The organism is Virgibacillus kimchii (genome assembly GCF_055379185.1).
The window spans coordinates 1,981,202-1,998,780 of record NZ_AP043951.1 but is presented as its reverse complement, the minus strand read 5'-3'; the positions used below and the strand labels follow the sequence as shown (position 1 = coordinate 1,998,780).

Here is a 17,579-nt window from a genome sequence, read left to right as displayed (position 1 = left end):
TAGACGAGGAGGAGACAACATGAAAAAGTTTTTCATATTTTTGATGGGAATTGCATTAGTAGCGCTTGCAGCATGTGGAGGAGACGAAGAAACAAGTGGAACAGACAATGGGGGCGGTGACGAAGGTGCCGGAGAAGCAACCGAGGTACCTGAGGAACTTACTTTTGGAGCAGCAACCCAGGGTGGTGTCTGGTACACACTTGGCGGCGCCATGGCTGATCAGATGAATGAGGTTTTTCCTGACTCATCCGTTGCGATTGTGGAAGGTGGGTCAACAGCCAATATTTTAGGACTTGGTGATGGAACATTTGATATCGGTTTTACAAACGGGGAAGCAATCGCTGAGGCTAATGAGGGTACTGGTGAATTCGATGAACCGATCAATAACTTCAGCACCATTGCAACACTATATCCGAACCCGGTACAAGTTGTAGTAAGAGCAGACTCTGATATTCACTCGGTGGAAGACCTTGCAGGAAAAAGAGTAAGCCCGGGAATCCGCGGGTACAGTGGAGAACTATCTTTCCTGAGAATCCTGGATATTCTTGATATGTCATATGATGACCTGGAAGGTATTGAGTATACCGGAACGGAAGATGCTGCCAACCTGCTTCGGGATAATCATATTGATGCCTGGATCGGAAACCTGGCTGCGCCTGCAGCAACATGGCAGGAACTGGATACAACCGTCGGGATCCGTTTAATTTCCCTTGATGAAGATACGATCAATCAAATGTATGATGATAACCCGGGATATGTGCCATACACCATTGAAGCGGGCACTTACCCGAATCAGGATGAAGATGTGGAAACAGTGGCACCATACACTGTGCTGCTTGTGAATAACGATACGATGCCTGAAGATGCAGTATATGATCTGACAAAAATGGTCGTGGAAAACAATGATACCTGGAGTACGATTTCTGCTACATTGGACGATTTCGATGCTGAGTACTCCGTGGAATATAATGTCGGAGAGATGCACCCCGGTGCGGAAAGGTATTATGAGGAAGTTGGAGCGATGGATTAAAGTAGATCCGGCCACCGCCGGGTTGAAAGGAGAGTGAGCACATGTCCGAAAAATCAAACAAGAACACTCCTGAAAATGCAGAACAATATGATGATGAGGGCAATAAAATGGCAAAACGCCGCAACCTAAAGGGCGCAGTCAGTATGATTATCTCCGTTATAGCTATCGGGATGTCCATTTTTCATTTATACACGGCGATGTTCGGTGTTTTCGAATCGATCATGCAGCGTTCTGCTCACTTAGCGTTTGCGCTCATGCTTGTGTTTGCCATTTATAAGCCGGCAAGGAAAGCTGCCAAATCGGATACCATTCCATGGTATGACTGGTTGTTAATCCTGCTTTCGGCCGGCGTGTACGCCTATTTTGTTTTCAATGCACAGGATATTTCCTCAAGAATGACTTATATTGAAGACTTATCCGGTCTGCAAATTGCCCTTGGCATTATTGGTGCCTTTGTATTAATTGAAGCAACGAGAAGGGTGGTCGGCAATGCCCTGGTTGTCATCATTGTCGTTTTTCTCGCTTATGGCTTGTGGGGGCAAATGCTGCCGGGAGCGCTGGGTCACCGTGGCTTCGATATGATGTGGATTATTGATCACCTGTTTTATACGACTTCAGGAGTATTCAGTACACCACTCGGCGTATCGGCTACATTTATATTTCTGTTTATTCTATTTGGTAAATTTTTGGAAGTTTCAGGTGCGGGACAATTTTTCATCGATTTATCTGTCGCAGGTATGGGTAAATACCGTGGCGGTCCGGCCAAAACAGCGGTTGTGGCAAGTTCCATCATGGGTACGATTTCCGGAAGTGCTGTCGCCAACACGGTGACAACCGGGGCGTTCACCATCCCATTGATGAAGAAAACAGGTTATAAAGGCCACTTTGCCGGAGCTGTGGAATCCGTTTCTTCCACGGGAGGACAAATAACTCCGCCAATTATGGGAGCATCTGCGTTTATTATTGCTACATATTTGGGCGTTCCTTATATTGAAATTGCCTATGCTGCAATTATTCCGGCCCTGTTATTCTTTGTCAGCTTATTTATCCAGGTGGATCTAAGGGCAAAGCGAACCGGCCTGAAGGGATTGGATAAATCCGAATTACCGAATACGTGGGATGTGTTTAAAAAAGGGTTTTTATTTTTCATTCCGCTGATTGTTATTATTGTGCTGCTCGTTTCCGGAGCGTCCCCAATGCGGGCCGGTCTCTTTGCGATCGTGGCCACCGTGCTGGTTGCTTTAGTGAATAGAGTTGCCAAACTGAATTTCAGAGCAGTTGTAAAGGCATTGGACCTTGGTGCCAAAGCTTCCCTGGAAACAGCGATTGCCTGTGCTGCGGCAGGGTTAATCATTGGTGTTATCGGATTTACGGGAATTGGATTGCAATTCAGCAGCCTGATTATCAGTATGTCCGGCGGCATTCTGATCGTAGCTTTAATATTCACAATGATTACAAGTATCATTCTCGGTATGGGGTTACCTACAGTCGCGGCGTATATCGTACAGGTGCCTTTGACAATCCCGGCACTGATCGAGTTGGGAGTAGCGCCAATGGCTGCCCACTTATTTGTATTTTATTTTGCGGCTGTATCAGCGATTACCCCGCCAGTTGCACTGGCTGCATTTGCAGCATCGGGTATTGCAGGATCCAATCCGATGCAGACCGGGATGACAGCTGTACGCCTTGGCATTGCAGCCTTTATTTATGATCTTTGAAAACCCCCGGCTATGCCGGGGGTTCCAGAGAGCTTCTAGCGTGGGGTCAAAAAAAGCCTCGCTTCATGGTAAGATTAGGTAGGTTTCCCGACCACCAAAATCTCACCATAGAAGGAGGCACGTCCAATGAAGGACAAGAATAGTTTAGCACACACGCAGTGGAGATGTAAGTACCATATAGTTTTTGCACCAAAATATAGAAGACAAATCATATATGGAAAATATAAAAGAAGTATAGGAGAAATAATCAGAGAACTCTGCGAAAGAAAAGGCGTTGAAATACACGAAGCAAATGCATGCAAAGACCACATTCATATGTTAGTTAGTATACCACCAAAATTGAGTGTGTCTCAATTCATGGGATACTTAAAAGGTAAAAGTAGTTTAATGATCTTTGACCGTCATGCGAATTTAAAGTATAGATATGGTAATCGAAAATTCTGGTGTCGAGGATTCTTTGTGGATACGGTGGGAAGAAATAAAAATCAAATTCAAGAGTATATACGAAATCAGCTTAGGGAGGATTACATGAGCGATCAATTAACATTATTTGAAGAATTTGATCCGTTCACCGGTAAGAAAAATAAAAAGAAATAAGAGATTCTTTAAGAATCAGTGAGTAAGTGTGGTGCAAAAGGGAAACCCATTCAGTGGGCCTTTTAGGCCGAGGCCGGTAACATAGGCTTTCAGCCGCAGAGCAAACCACCAGTTCACACTGGTGGTTTTGATTGTACCGTATATCTTTGTATATGGAGAAGCGCTATTGTTAATCGGAAGCGCACCGGAAATTATTCTTGCTGTCATAACAGCTGTAATTGGAATCGTCGGGATCTCCAATGCTGCGGAAGGCTGGATGTTCCGACACACATTATGGTATGAACGGCTTACCCTGATCATTGGAGCATTATTAATGATCGCTCCGGGACTCTGGACCGATATTGTCGGAGTAGTTATTTTAGCAGCTGTCTATGTATTACAGCGATTTACAAGAAAAGATTTATTGCCAGAGTAATAGAAAATACAGGAAGGTGATGGAATGAGTAAAGTAACCGTAGTAGGTTCAGGAGTAATGGGAAAAGGCATCGCATATGCTTTTGCCATTGGCGGCTATGAAGTAGCAGTCAATGATTTGAATGACGATATTTTGGCAAAAGCCAAAAACGATATTGACGGGCTGCTTGATGGCAGTTTTGAAAAAGGGTTTTTAAAAGAAGACGTCTATCAAAATGCAAAAAACAATCTCGTTTATGAATCAGATTTGAAAACAGCAGCAGAAGGATCAGAACTCGTCGTGGAAGCTGTACTGGAAAAAATGGATTTAAAGATTAATATTTTCAAGCAGTTGGATGACATCTGCCCGCCGGAAACGGTGCTAGCGACGAATACATCGACGATGAGCCCTACGGAGATCGGCGCGCAAACTTCCAGACCGGATAAAGTCGTGGCTATGCACTTTTTCAACCCGGTGCATAAAATGAAGCTGATTGAAGTGATCCGCGGGCTGGAGACGTCGGATGAAACAGTGAACTTTATTCATGAAACAGCTGCCAAGATTAACAAAACAACGGTGGAAGTAAATGAATTCCCTGGATTTGTTACTTCCCGCATGAACTGCCTGATCGGGAACGAAGCAATGAATCTATTAATGGAAGGTGTTGCTTCGGCAAAAGACATTGACAATGCCATGAAGCTTGGGCTGAACCACCCAATGGGGCCATTGGAACTGGCAGACCTGGTAGGGCTTGATACGAGACTCAGAAACATGGAGTACCTATACGAAACATTGGGAGAGAAATACCGTCCATGTCCGCTCTTAATTAAATATGTAAAAGCCGGCCGTTTAGGCAAAAAATCCGGCAGTGGTTTTTACGAATATAGCTAGGAGGTAAAACATGGGAAATCAATATGAAAGTGTTAAAGCAGAACTGGATCAGGGCATCTTCTGGCTGACGCTAAACCGTCCCGATGCCCGGAATGCACTGGATGCAAACATGCTGCAAGAAATTGATCAGGCAGTGACGGAAGCAGAAGCAAACGAAGCTGTAAAAGTGATTGTCATTCAGGGGGCCGGTGAAAAATCATTTGCCGCCGGCGCCGATATCCGCCAGCTGAAGGAAAGAAAACCGCTGGAAGCACTCGTGCCGGGAATGCAGGGAATTTATAACAAAATAGAGAACTGTACGAAGGTAACAATTGCTGCGGTGCAGGGTTTTGCCCTTGGCGGCGGTTGTGAACTTGCGATGAGCTGTGATATCCGCCTGGCAACGAAAAAGGCAAAATTCGGTCTGCCGGAACTGAATCTCGGGATAGTTCCCGCAGCTGGCGGTACCCAGCGCCTTTCCCGCATGGTTGGAAAAGGCAGAGCACTGGATATGATTTTAACCGGAAAAATTATTGACGGCGAAGAAGCAGAACGGATCGGCCTGGTATCCTATTTCGTGGAGGAAGAGGAAGATCTCCAGGAAAAAATCAAGGAAGTAGCCGAAAAAGTATTGAAAAAAGGACCGGTGGCAGCTATGCTCGCCAAGCGTGTGGTGCATAAAGGCTACGATATTGATGAAGATACAGCGATGTGGATGGAAAAACTATCCCAGGCTGTAGCATTTGGCACAGAGGATAAACAGGAAGGAACATCGGCTTTCCTTGAGAAAAGACAGGCAGAATTTAAAAACAGATAAGGAGATGTCAACATGGATTTTAACTTTTCAGAGGATATTGAGTTTCTAAGACAGAATGTAAGAAAGTTTGTAAGAGAAGAAGTAGAACCGGTAGCGATGGAAATTGAGGAAAACAATGAAATTCCGGAAAAGATCGTGGAGCAGTCCAAGGAAATGGGGCTCTTCAGCCTGGGAATCCCGGAAGAGTACGGCGGACTTGGCCTCGACATGGTGGGAAAATGTGCGATTTATGAAGAACTTGGAAAAACACATAACGGCTTCACTACCCTGATCGGTGCCCATACCGGGATCGGCTCTGTCGGTATCGTGGAACTTGGTACAGATGCACAGAAAGAAAAGTACCTTCCAAAAATGGCGTCAGGTGAGTGGATCGGATCTTTTGCCCTCACCGAACCAAGCGCCGGATCGAATGCTGCGAATATGAAGACAACCGCAGAGAAAAAAGGCGACAAATACATCATCAACGGTTCCAAGCATTACATTACAAACGCGGTGGATGGCCATGTATTCACCGTGATGGCAGTAACTGATCCATCTAAAGGTGCCAAAGGAATCACTTCCTTCATCGTGGAAAAAGATTTCCCTGGTTTCATTGTCGGTAATGTGGAAGACAAAATGGGACTGCGCGGTTCCCATTCTGCAGAACTATTCTTTGAAGATATGGAAGTGCCGGCGGAAAACGTACTTGGAGAAGAAGGTCAGGGCTATATCAACGCGCTGAAAATTCTTGCCAACGGCCGTGCGGGACTGGCTGCAAGAAACCTGGGCTCCAGCAAGCGCCTGCTTGAGCATTGCCTGGAATATGCTGCAGAGCGGGAACAATTCGGCAAGCCGATCATTGACTTGCAGGCCATTCAGCATATGCTCGCGGAAATCAGCAAAGAAATCGCCGCACTTGAGGCGCTAACCTTTAAAGTGGCATGGATGACCGACCAGAAACAGCGTGTCGTAAAGGATGCAGCGATTGCCAAATTATACGGTTCCGAAGTTTACAACAAAGTGGCGGACCTTGCAGTGCAAATCCACGGCGGTATTGGCTACATGCGGGATTATCCAATTGAACGCTACTTCCGTGACGCAAGAATTACAAAGATTTATGAAGGAACATCCGAAATCCAGAAAAATATTATCGCCAACGAACTAAAACGCGAAATGAAAAAATAAGAGGGCAAGGGGACAATTCTTTCCGGTGGGACGAGGAACTGCTGTACCACAGTCCCAGGTTCCGCGTCCCGTTCAAGGGCACGGCACCTGGGATTGCGCTAAATGCCCGTACCGTCGTAAAGGTCTGTCCCTCTGCCCCATGTACCATCACTATGAAAGGAATGGTGTTTTTAATGAATGAATCATATATTGTCGGCTCAGTAAGAACCGCCGTCGGAAAAATGGGCGGTACGTTAAAGGATGTAACAGTGGATCATCTGGCTGAAAAAGTAATTCGTGAACTGATGGAACGTAACGGCGGTTCAGATGTAAAGGTGGAGGAAGTTATTCTCGGTCAGGCAAAGCAGAGTGCGGACACATCCAACCTGGCACGCCTTGCAGCATTGCGTGCGGAACTGCCGGTGGATGTTCCCGGTTATACCGTGCACCGCCAATGCGGATCCGGTCTGCAGGCGATCAATAATGCGGATATGCAAATTAAGCTCGGTCTCTCCGATGTCGTTGTTGCCGGCGGGGCGGAGAGTATGAGTACCGCACCTTACTATTTAAGAAACGCCCGTTTTGGCTATCGTGCAGGCAACGGTGTATTGCTGGATCCAAACACGGAAAGCCAGCCATGCTCCCAGCCGCAGGAGAAATACGGCAATCTCACCATGGGACTGACAGCGGAAAACCTGGCGGAAAAGTACAATATTTCCCGCGAAGAGCAGGATGAATTTGCCCACCGCAGCCAGACGCTTACCGATGACGCCATCAAGTCCGGCCGTTTTGAAAAAGAAATTGTACCATATGAAGTAAAGGAACGGAAGAAAACCATCACATTTGACACCGATGAGCATCCATTCCTCACTTCTCCGGAAAAATTGGCCAAATTGCCGGCTGTATTTAAAGAAGGCGGATCGGTTACACCGGGGAATGCGAGCGGAAGAAACGATGGTGCTTCTGTCGTACTGATGATGAACGAAAATAAACTGAATGAATACGGCTTAAAGCCAAAGGCCAAAATTCTCTCCCATGCAGTCAGCGGGGTATCCCCGGATATTATGGGAATCGGCCCGGTGGAATCCACATTCAAAGCACTGAAACAGGCGAATCTTTCCATGGATGATCTTGGCCTGATCGAATTAAATGAAGCCTTTGCTGCACAGTCTCTGGCAGTGATCAGAGAAGCAAAAATGGATATCAATAAAGTGAACGTGAACGGCGGAGCCATCGCTCTCGGCCATCCAATTGGCGCTACTGGTGCCATCCTGATGACAAAACTCCTCCATGAAATGGAAAGAAGAGGAGAAAAATACGGCCTGGTTACCCTTTGCATCGGCGGCGGACAGGGAATTTCCACGATTGTTGAATTTCTTGATAACTGATAGGAAAGTCATTGTCCTGTCTGCTTACACTATCACCATGAACGGTTGGTGAAAGCCGGGATTTTAGCAAACGATTAATACCAAAATTCATGCAGATGGTGATTCCCTTCCAGGATCACCATCTCTCCTTATCCCAAATGATAAATGAAAAATACGGAGGTGCGGTTTAATTTGGAATCCATACATATTTTACAAATCCTGCCCATGTATCACGAAGATGGGGAAAAAGTGCTGAGCAAAGGTGCAAAGGTAACCAAATTTGATACGTTTGATGAACAGGAAATCATCCATTTTTTACAAAATAACAACGTGGACGGAATTACCCTGCGTGCACCCGCCAGGATCACCCGGGATATTCTCGATGCCTGCGATGGCGTAAAAGCTATCTCCGGTGCGGGAGTAGGGCTCGACAACATTGACGTGGACTATGCAACAAAGAAAGGCATTCCGATCCTTCATGCCCCAAAAGTGAATACGAACGCGACAGCGGAACATGCAGTCAGTCTGATTCTGGCTGTCATGAAAAATATTGTTAAATTTAACAAGGAAATGGAAAAAGGGAATTACGCCTATCGCGATGGGAGGTACACAAAGGAACTGAAAGGAAAAAAACTCGGCCTTGTCGGTTTTGGATCTATTTCCCAGGAAGTGGCGAAAATCATGAAAAACGGCTTTAACATGGAAGTGCTCGCCTACGTTCGGAGAATTCCGGAAGAAAGAAAACAGGCAGCAGAATCCATCGGCGCAGAACTGACCATGGATATGAAAGAAGTTTTCCGAACATGTGATGTAATCAGTCTTCATATTCCTTTAAATGACAACACAGACGGGCTCATTGATCAAACGTATTTTGAATTAATGAAGCCGGATGCTGTGCTCGTTAATACGGCCCGGGGCGGAATCGTGAATGAGGAAGACATGGTGGCTGCACTGGAAGCAGGGCAATTTTCAGCTGCCGGAGCTGATGTGTTCCGGAAAGAGCCGGCACCAGCAGACCACCCATTTCTACCTGTGGAAAAAATCACAAAAACACCACATGTCGGCGGGATCAGCCAGGAAGCAGCCCAGCAGATGAGCGTGACCGTGGCAGCCAATCTTTTAAAAGCTGTCCAGGGAGAAAAGCTGCCGACGATTGCAAATTTGGATGAGCTTTCTTAAAGGAAGGGAATGGAAGAGTACGTGGAAAAGATGATAAATGACTTTGAACAAAGCAATTTTTGGAAATTTATAGGCTTGGAACTGGATTCCGTGGAAAAAGGAAGTGTATGTCTGAAACTGCCCATCATCCCTGAGTTTTTAAATGTAAAGAACTCAGCACATGGCGGCATCTATGCCACCATTCTTGATACAACAATGGGGTTTTCTTCCCGCTCCCTCGGATTTGATGAAGTGACTACCCTTGAAATGGATGTCCACTTTTTAAAAGCGGTCAGCAGCGGAACCATTTATTCAAAAGGGAATGTGATTCATCAGAATCGTTCCACTGTGTTGGTGGAGGCTCACCTTTTTGATGAAGATGGAAACAGACTGGCCCATTCCACAGGCACGTTCCGGGCAGTAAAATTGGATAAATAAGGAATTGATTTTGAAGGGGAAAACCTGTTTCTTCCTTATTATATAGAAGAATATTTGTCGGGAGAATATTGGTGGAGCGGGAATCGGGTCGGCTGGAGCAAAATCGTAGCGGGGTGGAGTGAAAAATCCAGGTAATCGAGCGAACCCCGCCCGGGATGGAGCGAAATCCATTTAAGATGGTTCGAAGCCAATCCCCGAATAAAATTTCATACAACTATAACAGGAAAGCTGGTTTATGATGTTTCGTTTTATCATTTTTACAGCAATGTGTCTAATTTATATTACACAGGGACTCATCTCAAACGAAGTATTAAATATCCTATATATTCTCATTTGTATTTTGGCATTTTTGCTGGCATTTCGCATGCTGAGCAGCAAAAATAAATTATTTACCGGCTTTTTGTTTATTACTGGAATGATGATTCATTTTTTATACGGAAGTCAAGGGTTGGCGCTATTTGATGGGATCACCCAGAACATTGCGCTTTTGGCCATCATTTTACTTGCGCCGCTGATTTCACTTCCCCTTGAAGGAGAAGGAGTCATCCATACAGTCATTTCCAAACTGAAGGAATGGAAAGAAGATGAGCGGAAAACTTTTTATGGTGTCAGTTCTTTTATGATGATGGTTGCACCCATTTTAAATATGGGAGCGATTCGCATCGTACACGGATTCATCAGCAAACTGAAAGTACAGCCTAAGCTGCTATCGCGCGCATATTTTGGCGGGTTTACCCAGGCTATTGTCTGGTCACCATTTTTTGCTTCTGTTGGTATTGTTATATCCATTGCGGAAATGCCGTATGTGACTTATATGCCCATCGGGATCACTTTTTCCATCATTATGTTTATTACAGCGATTTTATTGTTTCGTCCCGCAAAAAGTGAGGCAGCAGCTACAGTGGAGGTAATGGAGGAAAAGACTGCAGCCGGAAAAAAAGATGTTGTCCTGCTCATTTCCTACATGCTGCTGTTGGTTGGACTTTTAATTTCGTTGGAATTTATCACCAAACTGCCGATGCTTTTACTCGTCAGTATAAACTGTCTGCTTATCCCATTTGCCTGGACACTGATCCGGAATAAATGGGGGTGGATGAAAGAACAAATGAAATGGTATAAAACACAGATGGCTTCCAGCTCCAATATGGAGATCTCCCTTTTCCTGAGTGCCGGATTATTCGGTAATGCACTGATGCATACACCGATTACTTCCAAACTGGGTAATGCACTTTTTTGGGCTTCCCAATGGTCGGTTGTTTTGGTTTTTCTGTTTGTTGTTTCCTTTGTGACGATGATGGCACTTCTCGGCATTCATCAGATTATTGCCGTACCGATTATTTTTCCTTTAATTTTGATACCGGAAGTGGATGTAAGTATATATGCAGCAGCTTTTATGTGCATATTTTCCTGGATGTTCTCATCTTCCCTGAGTCCACTGAACGCATTAAATATTATTATCAGTTCCTGTGTGCATGCGAATGGAGTCAAAGTAGGTTTAACCTGGAATGGAAAGTACTTTCTCACCATTTTTCTGCTTGCATCCGGGTACGTTTTCATTTTGAACCTACTATAATAAGACAATAACTATCATGACTGAGGTGTTCACCTTGAGTAAAAGTTTAGTAAAGGCCATTCATGTATTGGATTGTTTTTTAAAAAAACCGGAAATGACCATTATTGAATTGGCCGAAATGGCCGATATGCCGAAAACAACGGTGTTCCGTTTAGCCAGCGGCCTGGAGGAAGCCGGGTTATTGGTTAAGGAAAAAAAGTCTAGCCATGATGTGACGTATCGTATGGCACTTAAATTACTTACGTACGGGAAGCATGTAAGCGAGCAGCTGGAGTACAGTAAAATCGCCCTGCCCCATATGAAAAAATTAAATGAAGAAATTAACGAACTGATTCATATTACTATTTTGGAAGGTAATGAAGCTGTCTATGTGGAAACGGTTGACAGCTCCAGGCCTGTACGATTAGTCGTCAAGGTAGGGAGAAGGGCTCCTTTATATGCGGGATCAGCTCCAAAACTGCTGCTTTCCAGTTTGAGTGATGAGGAACTGGAAGCCTATCTGGAAACTGTTGACATGAAAAAAATCACAGAAAACACGCTGAATACGAAGGAAAGCGTAAAAGCGGAAGTAGAAAAAATCAGAGAAAAAGGCTACTCGATCAGCTATTCTGAACATTTCCAGGCAACGGTGGGGATGTCTTATCCTTTGTATGACCACGAAGGGAACATGGTTGCAGCTTTGGGGACGAGTATACCGGATATCGATCATACCAAAGAAAGAGAGGAATATTTGCTTCAAAAATTGGAAGAAACCGTAAAGAAAATCTGGCAGGAACTTGGATATATGTGGACAGAGAGGTAGAGCCACCACAGACATACACCGCTTTCTTTATTCTGGAAGTAGAGGGGATGAACAAATGGCATTAACTGTTTCTGCTCATAAACTGATCAAGTTTTGCAGTGAGATATTGAAGAAAAATGGCCTGCCGGAAAACGAAGCAGACGTCATTGCCGACAGTCTCGTTGATGCCGATTTAATTGGCGTCGGCTCCCATGGCGTGACAAAAATGACGGATTATCTGGCCCGGCTGGATCAAGGGATTATTGAAAAGAAAACAAAAATGGACATCGTCAGAGAAAATGATACAACAGCTTTATATGATGCAAATAACGGCTGGGGCCAATATGCGGGAAAAATAGCGATGGAACATGCGATCAAAAAAGCGAAACAACATGGCACATCCAGTGTTGCCGTCATGAATTCAAATCATTTTGGCACGGCATCCTATTTTACGAAAATGGCTGCAGCGGAGAATTGCATCGGCATCACGATGACCAACACGTCACCGATCATGGTGTCGTGGGGATCCAAAGAACCAACCCTTGGGACAAACCCCATCTGCATTGCAGTTCCAACGAATAGCCATCCGGTTATATTGGATATGGCAACAAGTAATGCCGCCCGCGGAAAAATTAACCTCGCCGTAAAAAATGGTGACGATGTTCCCGAGGGCTGGGCGATTACGGAGGACGGGGGGCAGACAACAGATGCCAAAGAAGCACTGAACGGCTACCTGCTGCCGCTTGGGCCAAAAGGCTCCGGGCTTGCCATGATGATTGATATTATGACCGGTGTGATGACAGGTGCATTCTTCGGCAAAGACATACCAAGAATGTACGACGATCCCGAACCGCAAAATATCGGCCACTTATTTATGGTAATCAACCCGGAAAACTTTATGGAGATAGAAATGTTTAAAAGCAGAATGGATGAACGAATTGCACAAACCCGGAACAGTAAACCGGCAAAAGGGTTTGATCAGGTGTACATGCCCGGGGATATGGAGCAATTGAAAAGAGAGAAAAATTTGGCGGAAGGCTTGTATTTGACCGAGGCGATTTATGGGGAGCTAAAGTCTTTGGGAGAGCAATGGGGGATGAATATAGAGGAAATACAATTGTAAAAAGCAGGAGGCGAGGAGAAAGATGGGCAGATTCTCCGGAAAAGTTGCTTTGGTTACCGGGGGCAGCCTCTGCTGTTACTAATATAGGGAGGTGGTTGATGGAAAGGTGAGCAGTTATCCAGGGATGGGTAGATTACTTTGATAAATTAAGTCTGCCGGAATGGCGGCATATAATGTATGAAGAATATTTTATTTATCCATTAGTGATCATCATTAGTTTTTCAAATGAAGGATCAGTAGTTTAAAGGAGGATATGTCATGAATATTTATGTATTATTGAAAAAAACCTTCGATACGGAGGAGAAAATTAATGTTTCAGGTGGCGAAATAGAAGATGATGGTGCGGAATTCATCATTAATCCGTACGACGAGTACGCCGTGGAAGAAGCGATCAACCAGCGTGACGCTCATGGTGGCGAAGTAACAGTCGTAACCGTCGGAGATGAGGATTCCGAAAAACAACTGCGTACGGCACTTGCCATGGGAGCGGATAAAGCGGTGCTCATCAATACCGAAGATGATCTGGAAGAGGGAGATGCTTTTACAACGGCAAAAATTCTTGAAACTTATTTTGAGGATAAAGAGGCGGACCTCATTCTGGGCGGAAACGTGGCCATTGACGAAGCAAGCGGGCAGGTTGGCCCAAGACTTGCAGAGTACCTCGGCATCCCGTATGTGACGACGATTACGGACTTGAAAATTGAAGGGAAAAACGTAACGATTGAAAAAGACGTGGAAGGCGATGTCGAAATCGTCGAGACAAGCCTGCCGGTACTCGTTACTTGTCAGCAGGGCTTAAATGAGCCGCGTTATCCATCCCTGCCGGGCATTATGAAAGCGAAGAAGAAGCCGCTGGAAGAGCTGGAAATTGATGACCTGGATCTGGAAGAAGACGATGTGGAAGCAAAAACAAAAACGATCGATATTTTCCTGCCGCCTGAAAAAGAAGCGGGCAGAGTGCTTGAAGGCGAAGCCGCTGAGCAGGTACAGGAACTTATCTCCATACTTAAAAACGACGAAAAAGTACTTTAAAGAACAGCCGTTCAGCGACATGCAGGCTGCTTAAAGCACCCGCCATTGCAGGGAAGCATGACGTATAAAAACTATCAAACTATGAGATAAATCTATTCGTTTTAGCTGAATCGACAAATAATTTGGATTCATTTTGCTGACAGAAAGGAGCAAGAGACGTGAGTAATAAAGTATTGGTTATAGGCGAATCAAGAGATGGCGAATTACGGAATGTATCATTTGAAGCCATCGCAGCAGCAAAAAAGATAAATGCAGATGAAATTGTAGGTGTCGTACTGGGTGCAGGCGACCTGGGCGCACAGGGCGAGGAAATGATCAAATATGGTGCCGACAGGGTAGTTACCGTTGCCCATGATAACTTGAAAACGTATACTTCCGAAGGGTACGGCCAGGCGGCACTCGCTGTCATTAACGAGGAGTCGCCGGACGGCATTGTAATGGGACATACTTCCATCGGAAAAGATCTGACCCCGAAACTGGCAAGCAAACTGGGAAGCGGACTTATTTCCGATGCGGTTGCGATTGAGGTGGATGATGATAAGGCAGTGTTCACCAGACCAATTTACTCCGGAAAAGCATTTGAGAAGAAAATTGTAACAGACGGCATCGCGTTTTTCACGATTCGTCCGAATAACATCGCTGCACTGGAAAAAGATGACTCCCGTTCCGGAGAGGTCACTTCCAAGGATGTGGATGTAACAGACATTCGCACTGTCATTAAAGATGTGATCCGCAAAGCATCAGAAGGCGTGGATTTGTCCGAGGCCAATATCATTGTTGCAGGCGGCCGCGGCGTGAAAAGCAAGGAAGGCTTTGACTCGCTGTACGAACTTGCCGATGTATTGGGTGCTGCAGTAGGTGCTTCACGTGGAGCGTGTGACGCTGAATACTGCGATTACTCCCTGCAGATCGGGCAGACAGGGAAGGTAGTTACCCCTGATCTGTATATTGCAGTCGGTATTTCCGGTGCAATCCAGCATCTGGCCGGGATGTCCAACTCAAAAGTAATTGTGGCGATCAACAAAGATGCGGAGTCCAACATCTTTAATGTAGCGGATTATGGGCTTGTCGGCGATCTGTTTGAGATTGTGCCGATGCTGACGGAAGAGATTAAGAAATTGAAGGCATAGGGGAAAAAGTGGCCTCAAAGAAAGGGAGGCCACTTTACATTCACCCTTTTTAACATACATATAATCTTTAAAAAGTACTCTATGATTAACCTCGAAAATTATCATCTATCGTATAACATGAACTTCAGAGTAGTCTAAAACAATTTTCCATTCAGGACGAAGCATTGTTTCAACAGGGTAATGACAGTACATATAAACATTTTTGTATCGGTGTTACCGGGAAATATTTTTAGTTATAGCAGCCCGAATCCGATAATCTTTACATAATCTTCGCAGGAGCTGACTACGAGTATCCAATATGGTATTCCAGTCATTTGCATCGTTTAAATAATCATATGTATGGAAAGTTCCCATGCATGAGGAGATGACATTTCCTGATGAGTGATAGGGACAGAATAAGTGAACCCACGCTTTACTGTTTGGCGGAATCATTTGAAATTAAACCTTTTCAAGCTCAGAATAACAGGTAGTTTAGGTTTGAATTGGATAAGCATTAGAGGTGGATGTTATTTCTGCAGACAGGAAGATCCGGAGGGTTGAGGGTAAAGTATTGATAGAGAAAGAAATGGGCCGGCCTTTTAATGAAGTGTCATCCTTAAGATTATGTATGAAGTTTGCCCCAGGGCCTTCGTTCAGGAAAAAACATAAACTATATAATAAATTTTACGAATCAATATAATTATGTATAATAATAGGTTAAACACCTTATTAAGGAGCTGTTTCAAATGAAGGGCAGCATGAGTGAATTAAGATTGAAAGACACTCCCTTTTTTTCCATTATACTAAACAATGAAAACCGCATTATCGGGTATAACCATTTATTACAATCTATTTTAAAAAAAGACGAAACAGGGAAAAAAATTGCCTCGGTATTTGCAGTGTGGAAAGAATCTTCTTGCGGAAAACTGATTCATGCAGAATATAAGGACCACTCTTTCATTTTTATTTCCGGCAAAGAACAAGGGGACGAACATAAGGAATTACATGGAATTGAATCAGCTATGCTAGGTGTATTGCTTAATGAAAACGAAAAATTAAAGACACTTAACCGGGAACTTGATACGATCATCGAAAATTCCTATGATGGAATCTATATTACAGACAGAAACGGGGTAACTTTAAAGACCAATTCGGCAATTGAGAGAATTACCGGGATACCAAAGGAATATTATGTTGGAAAAAATGTAAGCGCCCTTATAAAAAGAGGTATTTTAAAAAGTTCTGTCACAAAAAAAGTTTTGAAGCATAAACGGATGGTTTCTGTTGTGCAGAAAAATTATCGCGGCAATGAAACGCTGTTGACCGGCAGCCCTATTTATAATGATGACGGAGAGATCGACAAAATTGTAACAAATATCCGTGACTTATCGGACTTAAACGAATTACAGGCTGAACTGGCAAAAGTAAATGAACTGAATAAGAAATATAAACAAGAACTGGAGCGGTTAAAGAATGGCTCCAATATATCTGATGACATTATTGCCGAAAGTAAAGAGATGCAAGTAATTTTTGACACCGCTGCAAGAATCGCTGACATCGATGCTACAGTATTAATATTAGGTGAAACAGGAGTAGGGAAAGATGTTCTTGCAAACTATATATTTTCCCAAAGCAGAAGATCCGAGGAAGGGGAATTAATAAAAGTAAATTGCGGAGCGATTCCTGCTGACTTACTGGAATCAGAACTGTTTGGCTATGAAGGTGGTGCCTTTACCGGTGCAAGCAAAAAAGGGAAGCCCGGCATGTTTGAACTGGCAAACAACGGGATTCTCTTCATGGATGAAATCGGCGAATTATCTCTGTCACTACAAGTAAAATTATTACGTGTCCTGCAGGAAAAAGAAATACAACGTGTTGGCGGTACGAGACGTAAAAAAGTAAATGTCCGTGTGATCGCTGCCACCAATCGTAATCTGCAGAAAATGGTGGAAAAAGGTGAATTCCGGGAGGATCTATATTACCGGATTAACGTCATTCCAATACATATACCACCATTAAGAGATAGGAGAAGTGACATCATTCCTTTGATGAATTCCTTCCTGTTAAAATTTAATGAAAAATATAATTTGAATAAGTCTTTTGATGAGGACTTAAGAAGCTTTTTCTTCTCTCACAGTTGGACAGGAAATATCAGAGAATTATCCAACTTAATAGAAAGGCTTATTGTCACTGCACGGCAAAATGTTGTTTCAGTATCAGACCTGCCACCGGAATACCAGCAAAATGGGGCTGAAGCAGAAAGCAGCATCGGAACACTTAAGGAAACAGTAGAAATGGCAGAGAAAAGAATTTTAAGTCTGGCAGCAAATAAATTTAATAACACATATGAGATTGCTGAGGCGTTGAAATCAAGCCAGCCTACGATAGTAAGGAAATTAAAAAAATACAACATTGATATTGGAGGATGA

General features: G+C 44.1%; 16 protein-coding genes. All 16 read left to right on the top strand.

Annotation, left to right across the window (positions count from 1 at the left end; all coding sequences use genetic code 11):
- The first annotated feature begins 19 nt into the window (after nucleotides 1–19).
- The 16 genes from ACZ42C_RS09900 to ACZ42C_RS09825 all read left to right on the top strand — a co-directional run bounded on the left by ACZ42C_RS09900 (nucleotide 20) and on the right by ACZ42C_RS09825 (nucleotide 17,579).
- Nucleotides 20–1,030, top strand: a complete 1,011-nt coding sequence (locus ACZ42C_RS09900) for a TAXI family TRAP transporter solute-binding subunit (protein ID WP_461182012.1) — start codon at nucleotides 20–22, stop codon at nucleotides 1,028–1,030.
- A gap of 41 nt (nucleotides 1,031–1,071) precedes the next feature.
- Nucleotides 1,072–2,748, top strand: coding sequence for a TRAP transporter permease (locus tag ACZ42C_RS09895; protein ID WP_461182013.1), 1,677 nt, complete (start codon nucleotides 1,072–1,074; stop codon nucleotides 2,746–2,748).
- 126 nt (nucleotides 2,749–2,874) lie between these two features.
- Nucleotides 2,875–3,345 (top strand): IS200/IS605 family transposase, encoded by a 471-nt coding sequence (tnpA, locus tag ACZ42C_RS09890; protein ID WP_461183836.1) that lies wholly within the window; start codon nucleotides 2,875–2,877, stop codon nucleotides 3,343–3,345.
- Between the two features lie 166 nt (nucleotides 3,346–3,511).
- The gene (locus ACZ42C_RS09885) at nucleotides 3,512–3,760 is read left to right on the top strand and encodes a DUF3394 domain-containing protein (RefSeq protein ID WP_461183703.1); all 249 of its coding nucleotides are present in this window, start codon (nucleotides 3,512–3,514) and stop codon (nucleotides 3,758–3,760) included.
- 24 nt (nucleotides 3,761–3,784) lie between these two features.
- Nucleotides 3,785–4,630 carry a 3-hydroxyacyl-CoA dehydrogenase NAD-binding domain-containing protein gene (locus ACZ42C_RS09880; RefSeq protein WP_461183702.1) on the top strand — a complete coding sequence of 282 codons (846 nt, stop codon included), beginning with the start codon at nucleotides 3,785–3,787 and terminating at the stop codon, nucleotides 4,628–4,630.
- 10 nt (nucleotides 4,631–4,640) lie between these two features.
- A complete protein-coding gene (locus ACZ42C_RS09875) occupies nucleotides 4,641–5,426 on the top strand; it encodes an enoyl-CoA hydratase/isomerase family protein (RefSeq protein ID WP_461183701.1) in 786 nt (261 codons plus the stop codon).
- A gap of 12 nt (nucleotides 5,427–5,438) precedes the next feature.
- A complete protein-coding gene (locus ACZ42C_RS09870; protein WP_461183700.1) occupies nucleotides 5,439–6,590 on the top strand; it encodes an acyl-CoA dehydrogenase family protein in 1,152 nt (383 codons plus the stop codon).
- 173 nt (nucleotides 6,591–6,763) lie between these two features.
- Complete coding sequence (locus tag ACZ42C_RS09865; RefSeq protein ID WP_461183699.1) at nucleotides 6,764–7,957, top strand: thiolase family protein; 1,194 nt, start codon at nucleotides 6,764–6,766, stop codon at nucleotides 7,955–7,957.
- 171 nt (nucleotides 7,958–8,128) lie between these two features.
- Nucleotides 8,129–9,115, top strand: a complete 987-nt coding sequence (locus tag ACZ42C_RS09860; protein WP_461183698.1) for a hydroxyacid dehydrogenase — start codon at nucleotides 8,129–8,131, stop codon at nucleotides 9,113–9,115.
- Nucleotides 9,116–9,124: 9 nt separating this feature from the next.
- Entirely contained in the window at nucleotides 9,125–9,532 is a 408-nt protein-coding gene (locus ACZ42C_RS09855; RefSeq protein ID WP_464891355.1) for a PaaI family thioesterase, read from the top strand.
- A 235-nt stretch (nucleotides 9,533–9,767) separates the two neighbouring features.
- Nucleotides 9,768–11,105, top strand: a complete 1,338-nt coding sequence (locus tag ACZ42C_RS09850) for a hypothetical protein (RefSeq protein WP_461183697.1) — start codon at nucleotides 9,768–9,770, stop codon at nucleotides 11,103–11,105.
- Nucleotides 11,106–11,139: 34 nt separating this feature from the next.
- A complete protein-coding gene (locus ACZ42C_RS09845; protein WP_461183696.1) occupies nucleotides 11,140–11,907 on the top strand; it encodes an IclR family transcriptional regulator in 768 nt (255 codons plus the stop codon).
- 55 nt (nucleotides 11,908–11,962) lie between these two features.
- Nucleotides 11,963–13,009, top strand: coding sequence for an Ldh family oxidoreductase (locus ACZ42C_RS09840; RefSeq protein WP_461183695.1), 1,047 nt, complete (start codon nucleotides 11,963–11,965; stop codon nucleotides 13,007–13,009).
- A 258-nt stretch (nucleotides 13,010–13,267) separates the two neighbouring features.
- Nucleotides 13,268–14,041 (top strand): electron transfer flavoprotein subunit beta/FixA family protein, encoded by a 774-nt coding sequence (locus tag ACZ42C_RS09835; protein WP_461183815.1) that lies wholly within the window; start codon nucleotides 13,268–13,270, stop codon nucleotides 14,039–14,041.
- Between the two features lie 158 nt (nucleotides 14,042–14,199).
- Nucleotides 14,200–15,171, top strand: coding sequence for an electron transfer flavoprotein subunit alpha/FixB family protein (locus ACZ42C_RS09830; RefSeq protein WP_464891339.1), 972 nt, complete (start codon nucleotides 14,200–14,202; stop codon nucleotides 15,169–15,171).
- Nucleotides 15,172–15,896: 725 nt separating this feature from the next.
- On the top strand, nucleotides 15,897–17,579 hold the full coding sequence (locus ACZ42C_RS09825; protein ID WP_461183282.1) for a sigma-54 interaction domain-containing protein: 1,683 nt from the start codon (nucleotides 15,897–15,899) through the stop codon (nucleotides 17,577–17,579).

Coding starts and splice junctions, on each gene's coding strand:
- ACZ42C_RS09900 (WP_461182012.1), top strand. CDS start 20: ATGAAAAAGTTTTTCATATTTTTGATGGGAATTGCATTAGTAGCGCTT.
- ACZ42C_RS09895 (WP_461182013.1), top strand. CDS start 1,072: ATGTCCGAAAAATCAAACAAGAACACTCCTGAAAATGCAGAACAATAT.
- tnpA (WP_461183836.1), top strand. CDS start 2,875: ATGAAGGACAAGAATAGTTTAGCACACACGCAGTGGAGATGTAAGTAC.
- ACZ42C_RS09880 (WP_461183702.1), top strand. CDS start 3,785: ATGAGTAAAGTAACCGTAGTAGGTTCAGGAGTAATGGGAAAAGGCATC.
- ACZ42C_RS09875 (WP_461183701.1), top strand. CDS start 4,641: ATGGGAAATCAATATGAAAGTGTTAAAGCAGAACTGGATCAGGGCATC.
- ACZ42C_RS09870 (WP_461183700.1), top strand. CDS start 5,439: ATGGATTTTAACTTTTCAGAGGATATTGAGTTTCTAAGACAGAATGTA.
- ACZ42C_RS09865 (WP_461183699.1), top strand. CDS start 6,764: ATGAATGAATCATATATTGTCGGCTCAGTAAGAACCGCCGTCGGAAAA.
- ACZ42C_RS09855 (WP_464891355.1), top strand. CDS start 9,125: ATGGAAGAGTACGTGGAAAAGATGATAAATGACTTTGAACAAAGCAAT.
- ACZ42C_RS09850 (WP_461183697.1), top strand. CDS start 9,768: ATGATGTTTCGTTTTATCATTTTTACAGCAATGTGTCTAATTTATATT.
- ACZ42C_RS09840 (WP_461183695.1), top strand. CDS start 11,963: ATGGCATTAACTGTTTCTGCTCATAAACTGATCAAGTTTTGCAGTGAG.
- ACZ42C_RS09835 (WP_461183815.1), top strand. CDS start 13,268: ATGAATATTTATGTATTATTGAAAAAAACCTTCGATACGGAGGAGAAA.
- ACZ42C_RS09825 (WP_461183282.1), top strand. CDS start 15,897: ATGAAGGGCAGCATGAGTGAATTAAGATTGAAAGACACTCCCTTTTTT.